Raw genomic sequence first — 17,970 nt, 5'->3', positions numbered from 1 at the left:
GTCAGGCGTCGGGGGCGCCGTGCGGGCCGCCGGGCTGCCAGAGGACGTCGCCGTCCGGGTTCGCGACGCGGCCCAGGATGAACAGCAGGTCCGAGAGCCGGTTCAGGTACTGCGCCGTGAGCGGGTTCGTGCGGTCGCCGTCGTCGTCCAGCAGGGCCCACACCGACCGCTCGGCGCGACGGGTGACGGTCCGGGCGACGTGCAGGTACGCGGCGCCGGGCGTCCCCCCGGGAAGGATGAACGAGTTCAGCTTCGGCAGCTCCGGGTTGAACTCGTCGCACCACGACTCGAGCCGCGTCACGTAGCCCTCGGCGATCCGCAGCGGCGGGAACTCCGGGTTCTCCACGATGGGCGCGCAGAGGTCCGCGCCGACGTCGAACAGGTCGTTCTGGATCTGCCGGAGCGGATCGGCGACGCGCTCGGCGAGGCCGCCGACCGTCACCGCGACGCCGATCGCGGCGTTCGCCTCGTCGGTGTCCGCGTAGGCCGCCAGGCGCGGGTCGGTCTTGCGGACGCGGCTGAAGTCGCCGAGCGCCGTCGTCCCGTCGTCGCCGGTCTTCGTGTAGATCCGAGTCAGGTGCACCGCCACCCCGACAGGCTATGCGGACGATCCGCGCGGAGGCCAGGCCGCCGGTCGGGGCGCCTCTCGGCAACCGTCGCGTGTGCTGCGCCGGACGGCGCAACCCTGCCCGACACGTCGGGGTGTGCCCGTGCCCCGGTGACCGCCCCGTTACCGTTCCGGACGTGGTGGAGCATTTCGCGGTCCGCGGCGGGGCCCGGCTGAGCGGGTCCGTCGACGTCGTCGGGGCGAAGAACAGTGTGCTCAAGCTGATGGCTGCGGCGCTGCTGGCCGAGGGCCGGACGACGCTCGAGAACTGCCCCGAGATCCTGGACGTGCCGCTGATGGCGGACGTCCTGCGCAGCCTCGGCTGCGCGGTGGCGATCGAGGGCGGCACCGTGCACATCGACGTCCCGGCGAACCCCGGCGCCGAGGCGGACTACCGCTCGGTGTCGAAGCTGCGCGCGTCGGTCTGCGTGCTCGGGCCGCTGGTGGCGCGCTGCCGGCGGGCCGTCGTCCCGCTGCCCGGTGGCGACGCGATCGGCTCCCGGCCGCTGGACATGCACCAGAACGGCCTGCGGAAGCTGGGAGCGACGACCGACATCGAGCACGGCAGTGTCACCGCCTCGGCGCAGGACCTGCACGGTGCGCAGATCTGGCTGGACTTCCCCAGCGTCGGCGCGACCGAGAACATCCTGATGGCGGCGGTGCTCGCCGAGGGCACCACCGTCATCGACAACGCGGCCCGCGAGCCGGAGATCGTCGATCTCTGCGTGATGCTGCAGCAGATGGGCGCGAAGCTGGAGGGCGTCGGGTCCTCGACGCTGACCGTGCACGGCGTGACCGGCCTGCAGCCCACCACGCACCGGGTGATCGGCGACCGGATCGTCGGAGCGACCTGGGCGTTCGCGGCGGCGATGACCCGCGGCGAGGTGACCGTCCGCGGGGTGGACCCGCACCACATCGACCTCGTGCTGGACAAGCTGCGCAGCGCGGGCGCCGAGATCTCCACCGGCGAGGAGGAGTTCTCCGTCGCGATGCCGGGCCGCCCGGAGGCGGTGGACTTCGTGACGCTGCCCTACCCGGGTTTCGCCACGGACCTGCAGCCGATGGCGATCGCGCTCTCCGCCGTCGCCGAAGGCACGTCGATGATCACCGAGAACGTGTTCGAGGCACGGTTCCGGTTCGTCGACGAGATGGTCCGGCTCGGCGCCGACGCCCGCACGGACGGGCACCACGCCGTCGTGCGCGGGCGGGAGGAGCTGTCCTCGGCGCCGGTGTGGGCCAGCGACATCCGGGCCGGTGCGGGCCTGGTCCTGGCCGGACTGTGCGCCCGCGGCACGACCGAGGTCTGGGACGTCGCGCACATCGACCGCGGCTACCCGCGCTTCGTCGAGAACCTCTCCGCGCTGGGCGCGGACATCCGCCGGGTGGCGGGCGAGCCGGAGCGCTGAGCCCGGCCTCCCGGCGTCCGCGAGCCCGACGGTCCCGATCGGCGCGCGTCACCCGATCGTGGCAGGCTTCCGGTACGCCACGGGCGGCCCGGCTGTCGGGTTCCGCCGTCGACGAGGAGGCCGCCATGGTGAGCGCCCCGGATGCTGCTGACGTGTCACGGGCCGGTCGCCGGGCGGCGAGCGGAGCACGGGACGTGGCGCACTCGACGCCGGTCCGGATCGCGGCGCGGGTGGGGATCGCCGCGAACGGCGTCCTGCACCTGCTGATCGGCTGGCTGGCGGTGCAGGTGGCGCTCGGGTCCGGAGCGCAGGCGGACCAGAACGGTGCGCTGGGTGCGATCGCCGCCGAACCGCTGGGCCGGGCCTTCCTGTGGCTCCTGGTCGTGGGGTTCGCGGCGGTCGTCCTGTGGCGGGCCGTCTCGGCGGTGTGGGGTTTCGGCTACGTCGGCGACCGGTCCCGCAGGCTGGTCAAGCGCGTGGTGTCCGCCGGGCAGGCCGTGGTCTACGCGGTGCTGGCGGTCGCGGCGGCGACGACGGCGCTGAGCGGACGTGCGTCGTCGGGCGGGGGCGGGCAGGCGACCGCGGGCCTGCTGGGCCTGCCGGGCGGGCAGATCGTGACCGCGCTCGTCGGACTTGGGGTGCTCGTGGGCGGTGGCGTGATGGTGTGGAACGGCTGGCAGCAGCGCTTCCTCGAGGACCAGGACCTGGCGGGTGCCGATCGCCGGGTCCGCCGGCTCGATGCCCGTACCGGGCAGATCGGGTTCATCGCGAAGGGCGTCGCGATCGGTGTGCTCGGGATCCTCGTCGGTGTCGCCGCGCTGACGTTCGACCCGGCGCGTGCGAACGGACTCGACTCGGCGCTGAAGGCCCTGCGCGAGCAGCCCTACGGGGTGTTCCTGCTCGTCGCGGTCGGGCTGGGGATCGCCTGCTACGGCGTGTTCTGCTTCTTCGACGCCCGATACCACCGGGTCACCTGAGCGTCCGTCAGTCCAGTGCGCCCCGGCTGAGCACGACCCGGGCGTCGGGCACGTCCTTCGGGAAGACGAGCAGGGCGAACCCGCCCCGGTCGTCGGAGCCGGGCGTGATCGTCGCCCGGATGCCCTGCGCGCGCAGCCGGTCGCGCAGGATCCGCGCCGCGTCCTTCCCCGGTACCCGCGAGACCTCGGTCAGCAGGCCGGTCGCGACGGGGTCGTCGGGGTCGTCGGTGGGGAGGGTCACGTTCTTCTGGTGCCCGAACGTCCAGCGCAGCAGCAGTCCGATGGCGACCAGCACCACGACCAGGCCGAGGATCGTGCCGAGCCGTGGGACGACGTCCATCTCCATCGCCCGATGGTCGCACCCGCCGGGCCCTGCCGCCCTCTCCGACGGGTGGGGCGTGAACCGATCCAGTGCTCGGTTTCCCGTACGGATCGCGTAGTTTGCCGCGCAGACGTGTGTGACGAGGGACGACCGGGCACCCGATCCGCCCTACTCGCCAGTAGTCTTGTCCCGACGTGCAGACAGTGCCGACTGTGCAGACGACGACGGAGGTTCCGGTGCCGTACCCGACCGATCGCGAGCGCGACCGTCCGTGGGTGATCCGCACCTACGCCGGTCACTCGTCGGCCGAGAAGACCAACGAGCTGTACCGCCGGAACCTGGCCAAGGGCCAGACCGGTCTCTCGGTGGCCTTCGACCTGCCGACCCAGACCGGCTACGACCCCGACGACGAGCTCGCCAAGGGCGAGGTCGGCAAGGTCGGCGTCCCGGTCAGCCACATCGGTGACATGCGCGCCCTGTTCGACGGCATCCCCGTCGCCGAGGCCAACACCTCGATGACGATCAACGCGCCGGCGATGTGGCTGCTCTCCCTCTACGTGGCGGTCGCCGAAGAGCAGGCCGAGCAGCAGGGCCTCGACTACTCCGAGGTCCGGGCGAAGCTCGCCGGTACCACGCAGAACGACATCGTCAAGGAGTACCTGTCGCGGGGCACCTACGTGTTCCCGCCCGGACCCAGCCTGCGGCTGATCACCGACATGGTCGCCTGGTCGGTCACCGAGATCCCCAAGTGGAACCCGATCAACATCTGCAGCTACCACCTGCAGGAGGCCGGGGCGACGCCGACGCAGGAGCTGGCGTACGCGCTGTCCACCGCGATCGCGGTGCTGGACTCGGTGCGCGACTCCGGCCAGGTGCCGCCGGAGAAGTTCGGCGACGTCGTCGGGCGGATCTCGTTCTTCGTGAACGCGGGCCTGCGGTTCGTCGAGGAGATGTGCAAGATGCGGGCGCTCGCGCGCCTGTGGGACGAGATCACCCTGGAGCGCTACGGCGTCGAGAACCCCAAGCAGCGGCGCCTGCGCTACGGCGTGCAGGTCAACTCGCTGGGACTGACCGAGGCGCAGCCGGAGAACAACGTCCAGCGGATCGTGCTGGAGATGCTCGCCGTCACCCTGTCCAAGGACGCGCGGGCCCGCGCCGTGCAGCTGCCGGCGTGGAACGAGGCGCTGGGCCTGCCGCGGCCGTGGGACCAGCAGTGGGCGCTGCGGATGCAGCAGGTGCTGGCCTACGAGACCGACCTGCTCGAGTACGAGGACATCTTCGACGGCTCCCGGGTGGTCGAGGCCAAGGTGTCCGAGCTCGTCGAGGGCGCCCGCGCCGAGATCGACCGGGTGCAGGAGATGGGCGGTGCGGTCTCGGCCGTCGAGTCCGGCTACATGAAGGGCGAGCTGGTCAGCTCCCTGGCCGCGTACCGCCGTGAGATGGAGTCCGGCGACCGCGTCGTCGTCGGGGTCAACAAGTTCGACACCACCGAGCCCAGCCCGCTGCAGGCCGAGGGCGCCGGGGCGATCTTCACGGTCGACCCCGAGACCGAGCGGTCCGCGATCGAGGCCATCGGGCGGTGGCGTTCCGAGCGGGAGGCCGCGGCCGTCGACGAGTCGCTGCGGGCACTGCGCGACGCCGCGAAGACCGAGCAGAACCTCATGCAGGTCTCGATCGACTGCGCCAAGGCCGGCGTGACGACCGGCGAGTGGGCCGGTGCGCTGCGCGAGGTGTTCGGCGAGTTCCGTGCCCCGACCGGTGTGTCGTCGGCGTCGGCGTCCGGTGAGGGCGCCGGGGAGATCGCTGAGGTCCGCGAGCGGGTCCGCGCCACCGGTGACGAGCTCGGCCAGCGCCTCCGGATGCTCGTCGGCAAGCCGGGTCTCGACGGCCACTCCAACGGTGCCGAGCAGGTCGCCGTGCGCGCCCGCGACGTCGGCTTCGAGGTCGTCTACCAGGGCATCCGGCTCACCCCGTCGCAGATCGTCGCGGCCGCGGTGCAGGAGGGCGTGCACGCCGTCGGGCTGTCGGTGCTGTCGGGCTCGCACCTGGAGGTCGTGCCGGCGGTCGTGCAGGGGCTGCGTGACGCGGGCGCCGGGGACATCCCGGTCGTCGTCGGGGGGATCATCCCGCCGGAGGACGAGAAGCGGCTGCGTGAGGGCGGGATCGCCGCGGTGTTCACGCCGAAGAACTTCCGGCTGACCGGGATGATGGACGAGATCGTGACCCTCGTCCGGGACGCGCAGGGCCTGTCCTGATCCGGCGGACCGCCCGGGTCAGCGCACCCGGGCGGCCGCGGTGTCGGCGAGACGGCCCGCGAGTTCGCACAGCTGCGACGTCGAGCGCCCGCCCTCCTCGGCCTTGACCCGGACGAGCTCGGCCATCGGGCGGCCGTTCGTCCCGGTGAACTCCCGCACCGGGACCTCGCCGTTGCACGCGTCGGGGCCGTCGTCACGGACGAACGCCGCCGTGCCCGCGAGCGGCTGCCCGGTCGCGGACGGGGTGTCGTAGCGGTCGAACGAGACCGTCAGCTGCAGGTCCGCGCCCGCGTCGCCGGCGTCCCAGCTGCAGGACCAGCCGGCGAAGTCGCGGTAGGAGTCGGTGCGCGCCGGGGCCGGCAGCATCGTGAGGTCCTCGGGGCGCAGGGTGTCGCAGGCGTCGGTCGTCCAGAGGACGCTGCCGCCCGGCGGCGGTACCGGACGGCGGGGGATGCCGTCCGCGGCGAGCCGGGTCGCGGCGGAGGCGGCGGCCGCCTCGGCGGCCGCGCAGGGGTCCAGTCCGCGGGTCCGGCCGGCGTCGTGGTCGGCCGAGATCGAGACCTGGGTGCCGTCGTCGAGCCACAGGAACCGCATGCACGACGTGCCCTCGGCCGGTCGGCGCACCAGCACGGCGTCGCCGAGGCGCTGCTGCTCGCCCTCGGGCGGGCTGCCGGTGGCGCGGCGGTAGCGGATGTCGACGCCACCGGCGTCGTCCCCGCCGACCACGAACACGATCGAGCAGGCCGCGAGGTTGCCGTAGTCGGGCTCCCTCACCGCGGGCGCGAACGGGGCGAGCGCCGCCGGGTCGGCCAGGCACGGGTCGGCGGTGCGCTGGTCGCCCGCGGCCAGCGGCGGGACCGACGCGGGCAGCGCCACCGGGGCCGGGGCGGGCGCGTCGGCGCCGCGTTCCTGCGGGATCAGCGCAACGGCGGCGACGACCGCCACGACCGCGACGACGGCCGCTCCGCCGAACAGGAGACGGCGCCGGCGGGCGGCGGCCGGGCCGTCCGCCGTCCCGTGGCCGGGCGGGTCGGTCGGATCGTCCGGCCGGACCTCCGGGGTGGTCGTGCGGCGGCCGGGGTCCGCCGGGGCCGCGGGCTCGGGCTCGTCGCGGTCGGCCAGCGCCCAGAGCCGCCGGGCCGCCTCGGCCGCCGTCGGACGGGCGGCGGGGTCGGCCGCCGTCATCGTCGCGAGCAGTGCACCCAGTGGACCGTCCAGTGCGGGCGGCGGGACCGGGTCGGCGTCGGCGATGCGGCGGATGAGGGCCAGCGGGCTGTCGTCGGCCCAGCCGAACGGGGGCTCTCCGTCGACGGCGACCCGCAGCGTCGCACCGAGCCCGTAGACGTCGGCCGGGGCCGCCGGTTCGTCGCCCCGCGCTGTCTCCGGGGCGAAGTAGGCCGGGGTCCCGAGTGTTCCGACGGTCAGCGAGTGCCGGCCGGGGATCAGTGAGATGCCGAAGTCGGTGAGCTTGACGGGGCCGTCGTCGGACACCAGGACGTTGCCGGGCTTCACGTCGCGGTGCACGATGCCGGCCGCGTGCAGCGCCGCGAGCGCCTCGGCGACCTGCGCGCCGATCCGGGCCGCGGCGCCGGGCGCCAGCGGCCCGGTTCCGGTCAGCAGCGCGTCCAGACCTGCCGAGGGCACGTACTCCATGACCAGCAGCGGGCCGGCCGGGAGCTCCAGGACGTCGAAGACGGTGACGATCCGCCCGTGGTGCAGCTGGGCGGCGACCTGAGCCTCACGCCGGAGGCGGCGCATCGCGGCCGCGCCGTCCTCGGCGGCGGCACCCGTCTGCACCTGCTTGAGGGCGACGTCGCGGTCCAGCGCGGTGTCGCGTGCCCGGTGCACGACGCCCATGCCCCCGGCGCCCAGCCGCTCCCGGACCTCGTACCGCCCGGCGACGACGGTGCCCTCGACGAGCGGTGCCGTCACCCGGGCTCCCGGTCCAGCTCGTCGAGATCGGGTTCGGTGACGGTGTTGGTGCGGATCAGCTCGGCCACCAGGTTCTCGTTGAGCCGGTTGCCCACGGGCGGCTCGATCTCCGAGGCCAGCAGCCCGGCCACCCCGGCGGCGGACAGCCGCTCCCGGATCGCCCGCACCGTGTGCTCGGCGCGGCGGTGGGTCCAGCCGCCGCCGGGATCGGCCTGCTGCATCTCGTCGCTGACCTGGCGCCAGGACTGCGGAGTCGGACGGGGATCGTTCTGCAGGTAGCGGCGGGCGAGCGCGAGGGCGGCGAGGCGCTCGTCCCCGTCGAGCGGCCAGGGCCGGGGGACCCGGGTGCTGTCGTCGTGCCGGGGGAGCGGGCGCACCCGGTCCGGGCCGCTGACCCGCACCTCCAGCGCGTGCTCCCGGCCGGGGGAGCCGAGCACGGTGACCAGCGTGTATCCGGGCGGGACCGGCACCGGCTCGCCGCCGGGACGCAGCTCGGTACCGGCCGGGAACCGGACGCCGGTCCGTCCGGAGTTGCTGAGCCACCAGCGGCCGCCGGTGAACCTCAGGCGGCCGTGCTCGCGGCTGACCTGCGGATCGTCCTCGCCGAGGGTGAGGTGCACCAGCGGCCGGTTGCGTCCGAACAGGACCTCACGGCCCTCCTTCGGGCCGAAGGTGGCGCTGCCTGCCAGGGTCTGCACGAACAACGTGTGCTCGGCCGACGGTCGCTGCTGCACGTGTCCTCCCCTCGCTCAGCTGTCGTCCTTCTCGCCGCCCCGCCGGCTCAGGAGCTTGAAACCGGGGATACCGATGATCGCCTGCCGGACCTCCTTCAGCACGTCCAGGAGCTCGTGGACGTCCGGTCCGACGCGGTCGAGTGTCGCGAGGATCGGCAGGATGTCGTCCTCGAGGTGCTCGGTGAGCACCGGGAGCTGGTCGACCAGGCGGATCGCGGCGTGCACCTCGTCCTCGGACAGCTCGTCGAGGAACTTCGTCGCGAGCGGCGCGGCGCGGCGGGCGAGCGGGGCGTAGAGGTCGACGAGCTCCCCGGCGCGGTCGCTGATCCCGGACGCCTGGTCGACGACGGTCGTCGCCGACCCGGTGACCCGCTCGACCTGCGTGATCAGGTCGCCGGCCCGGTCGCTGACGGTGGTGACGGTGGTGATCAGGCCGTCGGCGTTCCCGGCGACGGCGTCGACCCGGGCGACGAGGCCCTCGGCGTTCCCGGCGACCGCGGACACCTGCTCCACGAGGCCGTCGGCGCGCTCGGAGACCGTGGTGACCCGGCGGACCAGCCCGCTCGCGTCCTCGGACACGGTGGTGACCTTCTGCACCAGTCCGTCCGCGTTCTCGGCGACGGTCGTGACCCGGCGGACGAGCCCGTCGGCGTCGTCGGCGACGGTGGTGACCTTGCGGACCAGGCCGTCGGCGTTCTCCGCCACGCCGGTGACCCGCTCGACCAGCGAGTCCGCGTCGTCGGCCACGGTGGACACCCGCCGCACCAGGCCGGTCGCCTCCTCGGCCACCGTGGACACCCGGGTGACCAGGCCGGTCGCGTCGTCGGCCACGGTGGACACCCGGGCCACCAGCTCGTCCGCGCGGTCGGCCACCGGCCGGACGCGCGCGACCACGTCGGTGGCCTCCGCGGCGACCGAGCCCACGGTCCCGATCAGGTCCTCGGCCCGGTCGACGACGCCGTCGACCCGGTCGAGCAGCGCCTCCGCCCGGGTCGCGATCGTGCCGATCCGGCCGACCAGCGAGCCGACCTCGTCGAGCAGCTCCCCGGCCCGCGACGGCAGCCCGGCCACGGTCTCCGCCAGCTCCCCGGTCCGGTCGACGACCGAGGCCGCTCCGGAGAGCAGGTCCGACGGGCCGGGGACCGGGATCCCGGCGATGCGCAGTGACATGGTCGGATCCTCGCATTCCCGCGAGGCCTGCCGGGTCACGACTCGGGTGTCCGCGCGCAGAGATCGTCGATGGTGAGCCCGCGCGGCGGGACGTTCTCCTCGGTGAAACCGAACGGCCGGGCCGCCTCCAGCCAGCGCCCGGACTCCTGCAGCGCGGTGAGGCCGCGGTCGAACTCCTCGCGGAAACCGGTGTCGGCAGGGCGGAACGCGAACGCCCCCGCACCGACGACCGGGCGGCCGTTCACCTCGGGCTCGAACCCGCCCGTCACTTCGAGCCCGATGCCGGCGTTGCGGCGCACCTCGTCCAGCAGGGATATCCGGGTGAGCGCCCCGACCTGTGCCTCCTGGCGGGCGATGCCGCGGACCAGCGCACCCTGCGAGTCGAAGGTGACGATCTTCTCGTTCGGGATGCGCGCCGCATAGGCGTACTCCTGCTCGGCGGAGCTGCGCAGCACCCCGAGGGTGGCGCCGGAGCGGCGGACACCGCCGAGCGTCGCGACGCCGAGCAGGTTGCCGGTCGGCACGAGCAGCCCGGTGCGGGCGATGTAGTCGGGCCGGGAGAACGCGACCTGCTGGCAGCGCAGCGGTGTGACGGTGAGCCCGACCGCGATCATGTCGAAGCGGCCGTCCAGCAGGGCGGGCACCAGCTGGTCGAACGCTAGCTGGACGGCGACGAGCCCGCCGCCTATCTCCCCGACGACGGCGCGGGCGACCTCGGGGCTCTCCCCGGTGGGGCGGCCGGAGCCGTCGATGAAACCGAACGGGCGCTCCCCCGACAGCCCCACGACGACGTCGCCGCCGGCCCGCAGGCGGGTCAGCGCGTCACCCGACTCACGGCCACAGCCGGCGAGCAGCGCGGCGCCGCCCAGCGCCGCGGCGGCGCCGAACAGCCGTCGTCTGCTCAGCAGGCTCGGATCGGACATGGTCCGGCAGAGCCTAGGTGATCGCTAGTCGGGCCACACCGGGGCGCGCTTCCCGAGGAACGACGCCATGCCCTCGCGCGCCCCACCGGACTGCGACATGGACGCCATGACCTCGGTGGCGATCGCGTAGGCGTCGGCCTCGGGCCGGTCGAGCTGGGCGTAGAGGGTCTGCTTGCCGACGGCCTTGGACAACCGGCTGCCGCGGGTGGCGCGGGCCAGCAGCTCGTCGACGCGGGTGTCGAGCTCGTCGTCGGGGACCGCGTAGTTGACCAGCCCCCAGTCGGCTGCCGTGGCGGCGTCGATCGCGTCGCCGGTCAGCGCCAGCTCCATGAGCCGCTTGCGGCCGACGGTGCGGGCGACCGGCACGGCCGGGGTGTGGCAGAACCAGCCGCCCTTGCCGCCGGGCAGCGCGAACGACGCCGACTCGGCCGCCACGGCGAGATCGCAGGACGCGACGAGCTGGCAGCCTGCCGCCCACGCCGTCGCGTGCACGCGCGCGACGACCACCTGCGGGACCTCCTGCACGGTCCGCATCACGGTGGTGCAGAGCCGCAGCAGCTCGCGGCCGCCGGCGAGGTCGCGGTCCGCGACGTCGCCGAAGTCGTGCCCGGACGAGAACGCCTTGCCTTCCCCGGCGAGCACGATGCCGGTCGCGTCGGTGCGGCCGGCGCTCTCGAACGCGTCCAGCAGCTCGCGCAGGTGGCACTCGGTCAGCGAGTTCCGGCGCTGCGGCCGGTTCATCGTGATCCGGACCGTGTCGCCGTCCTGCTTGACCAGCAGGTGTTCGTAGTCGGACATGGTCCGACGGTATCTCGACAGGCCCGTGCGGCGGAGCTACCGTGACCGTGTGACCGGAATCGTCGATCCGGTCACGGACGGAGGTACCCGTGTCGGTGGCGGAGCAGGTGACCGGTGATCGGGCGCGGATGGGGCGCGTGCTCGACGCCGCCGCGGACCTGCTCGTCCGGCGCGGGTACCGGCGGGTGACGATCGAGGACGTCGCCCGGCAGGCCGGCGTCGGGAAGGGCACCGTCTACCTGCACGTCCGCACCAAGGACGCGCTGTTCCTCACGGTGCTCCTGCGCTCCCAGCACCGGCTGTTCGGCGAGATGGCCGACCGGATGCCGGACGAGCCCGAGCTGGTCCTGCCGTGGCGGATGACCCGCCTGATCCACGAGCTGGTGCAGTCCGACGAGGTCACCCGGGCCCTCTACCTGGGCGACGCCGAGGTCCTCGGCCGGCTCGCGCACGAGGCCGCCGGGACCCTGGGCGAGCTGGCGCGCCGCCGGGAGGACGCCGTGCGCGAGCACCTCGGCCTGCTGCGCGAGGCCGGGCTGGTCGGCACCGACCTCTCCATCGGCGAGCAGATCCGCAGCTGGGGCGCGATCGCCTACGGCTTCCTCGCCACCACCGGGCTCCCGGTGCCGGGCGGTGACCCGTCCGCGCCCGGCGACGCCGCCCGGCAGGGCGTCCTCGCCGAGCACGCCGTGGGGGCGCTGCTCGCCGGCCCCGCGGCGCGTGCGGGCGAGCCGGTCCCGCCGGACGTCGCCGCGCGGGTCGCCGGTGTCTACCACCCGCTGGTCGCGCACGTCGACCAGGAATGGCGCAGCCGGGTCCGGTGATCGCCGGGGTCCGGCACCTCCACCACCACCGAGGGAGCACGACATGACCGCATCGACCGAACCGCGCGACCTCCTGTCCCCGGACCTGACCGCCGACCCGTACGCCGCCTACGGCCGGATGCGGGAGGAGGCGCCCGCCGTGACCGTGACGATGATGGGCACCCCGCCCGCGGTGATGGTCACCCGGCACGACGACGTGCGCACCGTGCTCACCGATCCCCGGTTCGTCACCGACGTCGAGCTCGTCGGCGGCGCCGAGAGCATGCGGGAGGCGATGTTCGAGAAGCTCGGGGTCCCCGACGACCTGGCCGGCTACCTGCTCCGCAACATCCTCACCACCGACGGCGCCGAGCACGCCCGGCTGCGCAAGCTGGTGTCCCGTGCCTTCACCGTGAAGCGGGTGCAGGCCCTGCGGCCGCGGGGCGAGGAGATCACCGCGCGACTGCTCGACCGTATCGGCGACGCCGGGCGGGTGGACCTCGTCGAGACGTTCGGCTACCCGCTGCCGATCACCGTGATCTGCGAGCTGGTCGGCGTGCCCGATGGCGAGCGCGAGCAGTGGCACGAGTGGGGCCGGGTGCTGACCTCGATGGACCCGCAGCGGGTCCCGGCGGTGCTGCGCGCGGCCGTCGACCACGTGCACGCGCTGGTCGACGCCCGCCGGGCCGAACCGGCCGACGACCTGATCAGTGCGCTCGTCGCGGCCCAGGACGACGACGGCGACCGCCTCACCGACCGCGAGATGGTCACGATGATCTTCGCGCTGGTGATGGCCGGCCACGAGACGACCGCCCACCTGATCTCCAACGGTGCCCTCGCCCTCCTCACACGCCCCGACCAGCTCGCGGTGCTGCGGGAGCGCCCGGAGCTGTGGCCACAGGCGGTCGACGAGCTCATGCGGTTCCGCGGGCCGGTGCAGTTCACACAGTTCCGCTACCCGACCGAGGACGTCGAGCTGGGCGGGGTCGCGATCCCCGCCGGGACGCCGGTGATCGCCGGTCTGCTCCCCGCCAACCACGATCCGCGGGCCTACGACCGGCCCGACGAGCTCGACGTCGGCCGGGACACCGGTCGTGGCGACGGGCACCTCGGCTTCGGCCGCGGCGCGCACTACTGCCTCGGAGCGGCACTGGCCAGGCAGGAGGGTGAGGTGGCGCTGCGGATGCTGTTCGACCGCTTCCCCGATCTCGCCCTCGACGCGCCCGCCGCGGAGATCGTCTGGGTGCCGCGTCCGGGCTTCAGCCGGGTGGGGGAGCTGCCGGTCCGGGTGTCCTGACGCTCCTCGGCCGGCCCGCCGGACCCGCCGGACCTCGACCCGCCGGACCTCGACCCGCCGGACCCGCCGTGCCTCGACCCGCCGTGCCTCGGCCCGCCGGGCCTGTCGTGCCTCGCCCCGCCGGCGCCGCCGAGCAACGACCCGCCGAGATGCAGCTGAGAGCGACTTGTCGATCTCTTCACGACGCTGAGCTGCATCTCGGCGGGTGCGGGCGGGCGGTGTGTCTCGTGGAGGTGCGGGGAGCGTGTGCGTGGAGGTGCGGAGCGTGTGCGTGGAGGTGCGGAGCGTGTGGGGCCGCGCGGGGCTCGGGTGATGTCCGTCCGGGGCCCGTTCGGGGCCCGTGTGGGTGGAGGTGCCGGTCGGGTGTGCGGGGAGATGCGGCTCGGGTGTGCGGGGAGGTACGGGCCCGGTGCGCGGGGAGAGGTGGCGCGCGTGTGCCGGGCGCGGGTCAGAGGGCGTGCCACGGGGCGGTGGCGAGGACGTGTGCGAGCAGCAGCGCGGTGCTCGCCGTCGCGTCGGGATGGGTCACCACGTGCCACGGCCGGTCCAGCGGTGTGCCCGGCACCGCGAGCTCGGTCAGCTCCCCGTCGGTGAGGAACCGGCGCACCGCGTCACGTGAGACGAGGGTGATCCCGAGCCCCGTGCGGGCGGCGGCGACGGTTGCGCCGTGCGAGCCCAGCAGGAGCCGCGGCGGGTCCACACCTAGGTCGGCGAGCAGCGCCTCCTGGGTGGCCCGGGTACCGGAGCCCGGCTCGCGCAGCAGCCAGGTCGCACGCGCCAGATCGTGCTCGGCGGCCTGCGCACCCACGACGACCAGTGTGTTCTCCCGCACGGCCCGCACCAGGGGTGGACCGGACGCCCCCGGCCCGGTCGCGGCGGCGGGCGGACGACCGGCGACGACGACGTCGACCTCGTGGTGGGCGAGCATCGGCCACACCCGGTCGCTGGGGGCGACGTCGACCTCCAGCGTGACTCCCGGGTGCCGGTCCCGGAACCCGGCGAGCAGGTCCGGCAGGAGGTGCTCGCCCGCGGTGGTGACCGCGGCCAGCCGGACCCTGCCGTGCTCGGGGTCGGCCTCGCCCCGGGCGGCCGCGGCGCCCTCCTCGAGCAGGCCGAGCACCTGTCGGGCGTAACCGGCGTAGCGGTGCCCGGCCGGGGTCAGCCGGACCCCGCGGCCGTCCCGCTCGACGAGCGGGACGCCCACCTCCTCGGCGAGCGCCCGCACCGCCGCGGACACCGTGGACTCGGTGACCACCAGCCGGGCCGCGGCGCCGCGCACCGAGCCCTGGTCGGCGAGCGCGACGAACGCGCGCATCCGGGCGGTCGTGGTCACCGGACCAGCGTAGGTCCGGCCCGGCTCACTCCGTCCCCGCGCAGCGCACCTCGTCCCCCGAGGGGCGCACCCGTTCCTCCGGGCCGCACGCCGCACCCGGGCGCCGGACCTCGCTCCGAGCGCCGCGCTCCTCTGCGCGCCGCACCCCGTCCCCGCGCGCCGCACCCCGTGGCCCGCGTCACGCACCCCGTCGCCGTGCCGCGCACCCCGTCGCCGTGCGCCGCACCCATCGAGTGGGGTGCGTGACGCCGCCACGGGGTGCGCCCCCGTGAGGGGGTACGTGGCGCCGCGGGTACCGGGCCGGGCACGGGTACGGCCGGGGACGGTGCGGCCGGGGACGGTGCGGCCGGGTGGCGGCCGGGGCACGGGTGCGCCCGCGGCGACGGGTGCGGCCCGGCACGGGGTGCGTGATGCCGGCACGGGGGCGGGACGCCGGGCGGGTGACCGGCGGCGGGGAGCACCGCCGCTCGCTCGGCCCGGCGGGCGTGCTCAGCGGGACAGGCCGCCGTCGAACACCCGGCTGGCGCGCAGGTCGGCGGCCGTGAGCGTCCGGAGCTCGGGGAGCCCGATCCGTCCGGTCCCGGCGGACAACCGCAGGGCCTGCCGCATCCGGGCCCGGTCGAGGGCGTTGCGGACGCTGCGCGCGCCGGCGAACCACGGTTGCTCCACCCGCAGCGTCAGGTACTCGTGCAGCGTCGTCCGCGCCTCGCCGGACAGTTCCAGGTCCAGGTCGGCGACCATCCGCTGCCCGATCTCGGCGAGCTCGCCCACGGAGAAGTCCGGGAAGTCGACGTGGTGGGCGACCCGCGACTGCATGCCCGGGTTCGCGGTGAAGAAGGTGTCCATCCGGTCGGCGTAGCCGGCGAGGATCACGGCGACGTCGTCGCGGTGGTCCTCCATCGCCTGCAGCAGGATCTCGATGGCCTCGCCGCCGTAGTCCCGCTCGTTGCCCGGCCGGTGCAGGTAGTAGGCCTCGTCGACGAACAGCACCCCGCCGAGCGCCTTCTGTACGATCTCCTTGGTCTTCGGCGCGGTGTGCCCGACGTACTGGCCGACGAGATCGTCGCGGGTCGCGGTGACCAGGTGCCCGCGGCGGAGGTAGCCCAGGCCGTGGAGCAGCCCGGCCATCCGTTGCGCGACCGTCGTCTTGCCGGTGCCCGGGTTCCCGGTGAAGCACATGTGCAGGGTCGGCCGGTCCGTGGCGGTGCCGAACCGGGCACGCACCCGGTCGACGACGAGCAGCGCCGCCAGCTCGCGCAGCCGCTGCTTCACCGGGGCGAGCCCGACCAGCTCGCGGTCCAGCGCGTCGAGGACGTCGTCGACGCCGGCCGCCCGGCGCACCTCGCCGAGATCGACGGTGTCGCCGGGGGCCAGCTCGGGGCCGCCGTCGGAGACGGGGTCGGGGTCGGCCGGACGGGGCGCCGCGGCCCCGAACGCGATGCGGGTGCTCACGGCGCCCGGACCGGCCGGACCGGTGCCGGGCCGCGCCCCGGCCCGCTCAGTGCTCGGCACGGCCGTTCCCGTCGTGCCCGCCCGTCACCGGGTAGCGCGCCCCCGACGGCCGCTCGGTCGCGTAGGGGTGCACGGTGTAGCCGATCCGCCGGTCGCCGCCCTCGGCCCGGTCCAGCCGGAACCCCGGCTCCTCCGACGGCCGCTGCACCAGGAACGACAGCGCGACGGTCTGCCTGCCCAGCGAGGCGTCGTAGGCGTTGACCCGGACGTAGTGCTCCGGGTGCTCCCTCCGGCAGGCGTCGATCTCGGCCAGCACGCCCGCGGGGTCGGCGAGGTCGAACATCGGCATGCCCCACATCTCCCAGTAGGCGTTGCGGGGGTGCGGGTCGTCGGTGAACTCGACCGCGCACGGCCAGCCGTGGTCGAGCGCCCAGCCGATCTGGGCGGTGATCTCGTCGTCGGTGAGGTCGGGCAGGAACGAGAACGTGCCCTGGGTGATCCGCATGGTGGTCCTCCTGCTCAGGCCGGGGTCGGCGTGCTCACGACGTCCGGGGTGTCGGTCGAGGCGTAGTCGAAGGTGACGTCGCCCCAGGTCGCCAGCGCGGTCTCGAGCGGCCGGTTGCGCCTCGCGGCCGCGCGCAGGATCTCCGGGCCCTGGGCGAGGTAGTCAGCGCCCTCGTTGCGGGCCTTGATCATCGCCTCGACGGCGACCCGGTTGGCCTCGGCACCGGCGGCGATGCCCATCGGGTGCCCGATCGTGCCGCCGCTGAGCTGGAGCACGGTGTCCTCTCCGAGGTGGTGCAGCAGCTGGTGCATCTGCCCGGCGTGGATCCCGCCGGAGGCGACGGGCATCGTCGCCGGCATCGACACCCAGTCTTGGTCGAAGTAGAGGCCCTTCACCGGGTCGGCGGCGTAGCGGCCCTTGCGCAGGACGTCGTAGAACCCGGCGACCGCGTTCGGGTCCCCCTCCAGCTTCCCGACGACGGTGCCCGCGTGGATGTGGTCCACCCCGGCCAGCCGCATCCACTTGGCGATCACCCGGAAGCTGACGCCGTGGTTCTTCTGCCGGGTGTAGGTGCCGTGCCCGGCCCGGTGCAGGTGCAGGATCACGCCGTTGCGGCGCGCCCACGTCGAGAGCGACTGGATCGCGGTGTAACCGACCGTCAGGTCCACCATGACGATCACGCTGCCCAGCTCGCGGGCGAACTCCGCCCGCTCGTACATGTCCTCCATCGTCGCCGCGGTGACGTTGAGGTAGTGCCCCTTCACCTCGCCGGTCGCGGCCTGTGCCCGGTTCACCGCCTCCATGCACGCCAGGTACTGGTCCCGCCAGCGCATGAAGGGCTGCGAGTTGATGTTCTCGTCGTCCTTGGTGAAGTCCAGGCCGCCGCGCAGCGCCTCGTAGACGACCCGGCCGTAGTTCCGGGCGGACAGCCCCAGCTTCGGCTTGGTGGTGGCGCCGAGCAGCGGGCGGCCGAACTTGTCCAGGTACTCGCGCTCGGTGACGATGCCGTGCGGCGGTCCGGGGAAGGTCTTCACGTAGTGCGCCGGGATCCGCATGTCCTCCAGGCGCAGCGCCTTGAGCGGCTTGAAGCCGAAGACGTTGCCGATGATCGAGCTCGTCAGGTTCGCGATCGAGCCCTCCTCGAACAGGTCGAGGTCGTAGGCGATGTAGGCGATCCACTGGCCCGGCGTGTTCGGCACGGGCTCCACGGCGTAGCACTTGGCCTGGTAGTGCTCGTAGGTCGTCAGCCGGTCGGTCCAGACCACGGTCCAGGTGGCGGTGCTGGACTCCCCGGCGACGGCGGCCCCCGCCTCCTCCGGCGGCACCCCGTCCTGCGGGGTGACCCGGAACGCGCAGAGCAGGTCGGTGTCCTTGGGCTCGTAGTCGGGCTGCCAGTACCCCATCTCCGCGTAGGGGATGACACCCGCGCTCCATCGGTCGCTCATGGACCTCAGAG

16 protein-coding genes are annotated in these 17,970 nt (G+C 74.2%); 5 read left to right on the top strand and 11 right to left on the bottom strand.

What is annotated here, in order from left to right; translation table 11 throughout:
- Position 1: 1 nt before the first annotated feature.
- Positions 2–589 carry a cob(I)yrinic acid a,c-diamide adenosyltransferase gene (locus tag Ae150APs1_RS10585; protein ID WP_075297278.1) on the bottom strand — a complete coding sequence of 196 codons (588 nt, stop codon included), beginning with the start codon at positions 587–589 and terminating at the stop codon, positions 2–4.
- Positions 590–744: 155 nt separating this feature from the next.
- On the opposite strand from Ae150APs1_RS10585, the gene murA reads away from it, so the two are divergent.
- Both murA and Ae150APs1_RS10575 read left to right on the top strand, forming a co-directional pair.
- Positions 745–2,013 (top strand): UDP-N-acetylglucosamine 1-carboxyvinyltransferase, encoded by a 1,269-nt coding sequence (gene murA / locus Ae150APs1_RS10580; RefSeq protein WP_029239152.1) that lies wholly within the window; start codon positions 745–747, stop codon positions 2,011–2,013.
- A gap of 194 nt (positions 2,014–2,207) precedes the next feature.
- Entirely contained in the window at positions 2,208–2,990 is a 783-nt protein-coding gene (locus Ae150APs1_RS10575; protein WP_212567199.1) for a DUF1206 domain-containing protein, read from the top strand.
- Positions 2,991–2,997: 7 nt separating this feature from the next.
- On the opposite strand, the gene Ae150APs1_RS10570 is transcribed toward Ae150APs1_RS10575, so the two are convergent.
- Positions 2,998–3,336, bottom strand: a complete 339-nt coding sequence (locus Ae150APs1_RS10570) for a hypothetical protein (protein ID WP_083703815.1) — start codon at positions 3,334–3,336, stop codon at positions 2,998–3,000.
- 212 nt (positions 3,337–3,548) lie between these two features.
- Between Ae150APs1_RS10570 and Ae150APs1_RS10565 the strand changes: the two genes are divergently transcribed.
- Positions 3,549–5,567, top strand: coding sequence for a protein meaA (locus Ae150APs1_RS10565; RefSeq protein ID WP_075297274.1), 2,019 nt, complete (start codon positions 3,549–3,551; stop codon positions 5,565–5,567).
- An 18-nt stretch (positions 5,568–5,585) separates the two neighbouring features.
- On the opposite strand, the gene Ae150APs1_RS10560 is transcribed toward Ae150APs1_RS10565, so the two are convergent.
- The 5 genes from Ae150APs1_RS10560 to Ae150APs1_RS10540 are packed head-to-tail and all read right to left on the bottom strand — an operon-like array spanning position 5,586 to position 11,124.
- Positions 5,586–7,499 (bottom strand): serine/threonine-protein kinase, encoded by a 1,914-nt coding sequence (locus Ae150APs1_RS10560; protein ID WP_075297272.1) that lies wholly within the window; start codon positions 7,497–7,499, stop codon positions 5,586–5,588.
- The gene (locus Ae150APs1_RS10555) at positions 7,496–8,233 is read right to left on the bottom strand and encodes an FHA domain-containing protein (protein ID WP_075297270.1); all 738 of its coding nucleotides are present in this window, start codon (positions 8,231–8,233) and stop codon (positions 7,496–7,498) included. Before Ae150APs1_RS10555 ends, Ae150APs1_RS10560 begins: the two co-directional genes overlap by 4 nt.
- 15 nt (positions 8,234–8,248) lie before the next feature.
- Complete coding sequence (locus Ae150APs1_RS30390; RefSeq protein WP_010242593.1) at positions 8,249–9,403, bottom strand: hypothetical protein; 1,155 nt, start codon at positions 9,401–9,403, stop codon at positions 8,249–8,251.
- Positions 9,404–9,438: 35 nt separating this feature from the next.
- On the bottom strand, positions 9,439–10,326 hold the full coding sequence (locus Ae150APs1_RS10545; protein ID WP_075297268.1) for a transporter substrate-binding domain-containing protein: 888 nt from the start codon (positions 10,324–10,326) through the stop codon (positions 9,439–9,441).
- A gap of 24 nt (positions 10,327–10,350) precedes the next feature.
- The gene (locus tag Ae150APs1_RS10540; RefSeq protein WP_075297266.1) at positions 10,351–11,124 is read right to left on the bottom strand and encodes an enoyl-CoA hydratase-related protein; all 774 of its coding nucleotides are present in this window, start codon (positions 11,122–11,124) and stop codon (positions 10,351–10,353) included.
- A gap of 89 nt (positions 11,125–11,213) precedes the next feature.
- Between Ae150APs1_RS10540 and Ae150APs1_RS32720 the strand changes: the two genes are divergently transcribed.
- Both Ae150APs1_RS32720 and Ae150APs1_RS10530 read left to right on the top strand, forming a co-directional pair.
- Positions 11,214–11,948 (top strand): TetR/AcrR family transcriptional regulator, encoded by a 735-nt coding sequence (locus Ae150APs1_RS32720; protein WP_060574971.1) that lies wholly within the window; start codon positions 11,214–11,216, stop codon positions 11,946–11,948.
- A gap of 43 nt (positions 11,949–11,991) precedes the next feature.
- A complete protein-coding gene (locus Ae150APs1_RS10530) occupies positions 11,992–13,224 on the top strand; it encodes a cytochrome P450 (protein ID WP_075297264.1) in 1,233 nt (410 codons plus the stop codon).
- Positions 13,225–13,672: 448 nt separating this feature from the next.
- On the opposite strand, the gene Ae150APs1_RS10525 is transcribed toward Ae150APs1_RS10530, so the two are convergent.
- From Ae150APs1_RS10525 to Ae150APs1_RS10510, 4 genes are all read right to left on the bottom strand, one after another.
- Entirely contained in the window at positions 13,673–14,557 is an 885-nt protein-coding gene (locus Ae150APs1_RS10525; RefSeq protein ID WP_212567198.1) for a LysR substrate-binding domain-containing protein, read from the bottom strand.
- A gap of 489 nt (positions 14,558–15,046) precedes the next feature.
- Positions 15,047–16,009, bottom strand: a complete 963-nt coding sequence (locus Ae150APs1_RS10520; RefSeq protein ID WP_249266293.1) for an AAA family ATPase — start codon at positions 16,007–16,009, stop codon at positions 15,047–15,049.
- 46 nt (positions 16,010–16,055) lie between these two features.
- On the bottom strand, positions 16,056–16,514 hold the full coding sequence (locus Ae150APs1_RS10515; protein ID WP_075297262.1) for a ribulose bisphosphate carboxylase small subunit: 459 nt from the start codon (positions 16,512–16,514) through the stop codon (positions 16,056–16,058).
- Positions 16,515–16,528: 14 nt separating this feature from the next.
- Positions 16,529–17,959, bottom strand: coding sequence for a form I ribulose bisphosphate carboxylase large subunit (locus Ae150APs1_RS10510; protein WP_075297260.1), 1,431 nt, complete (start codon positions 17,957–17,959; stop codon positions 16,529–16,531).
- Positions 17,960–17,970: the final 11 nt, after the last annotated feature.

Source organism: Pseudonocardia sp. Ae150A_Ps1 (genome assembly GCF_001932315.1).
GTDB lineage: Bacteria > Actinomycetota > Actinomycetes > Mycobacteriales > Pseudonocardiaceae > Pseudonocardia.
Note: the sequence above shows the minus strand (reverse complement) of the source record. Positions and strands in the feature narration are given on the sequence as shown.

What these genes read in the sequence shown, in the direction of transcription:
- Ae150APs1_RS10530 (WP_075297264.1), top strand. Translation starts at nt 11,992, where the DNA reads ATGACCGCATCGACCGAACCGCGCGACCTCCTGTCCCCGGACCTGACC.
- Ae150APs1_RS10510 (WP_075297260.1), bottom strand. Translation starts at nt 17,959, where the DNA reads ATGAGCGACCGATGGAGCGCGGGTGTCATCCCCTACGCGGAGATGGGG.
- Ae150APs1_RS30390 (WP_010242593.1), bottom strand. Translation starts at nt 9,403, where the DNA reads ATGTCACTGCGCATCGCCGGGATCCCGGTCCCCGGCCCGTCGGACCTG.
- Ae150APs1_RS10570 (WP_083703815.1), bottom strand. Translation starts at nt 3,336, where the DNA reads ATGGAGATGGACGTCGTCCCACGGCTCGGCACGATCCTCGGCCTGGTC.
- Ae150APs1_RS10545 (WP_075297268.1), bottom strand. Translation starts at nt 10,326, where the DNA reads ATGTCCGATCCGAGCCTGCTGAGCAGACGACGGCTGTTCGGCGCCGCC.
- Ae150APs1_RS10540 (WP_075297266.1), bottom strand. Translation starts at nt 11,124, where the DNA reads ATGTCCGACTACGAACACCTGCTGGTCAAGCAGGACGGCGACACGGTC.
- Ae150APs1_RS10515 (WP_075297262.1), bottom strand. Translation starts at nt 16,514, where the DNA reads ATGCGGATCACCCAGGGCACGTTCTCGTTCCTGCCCGACCTCACCGAC.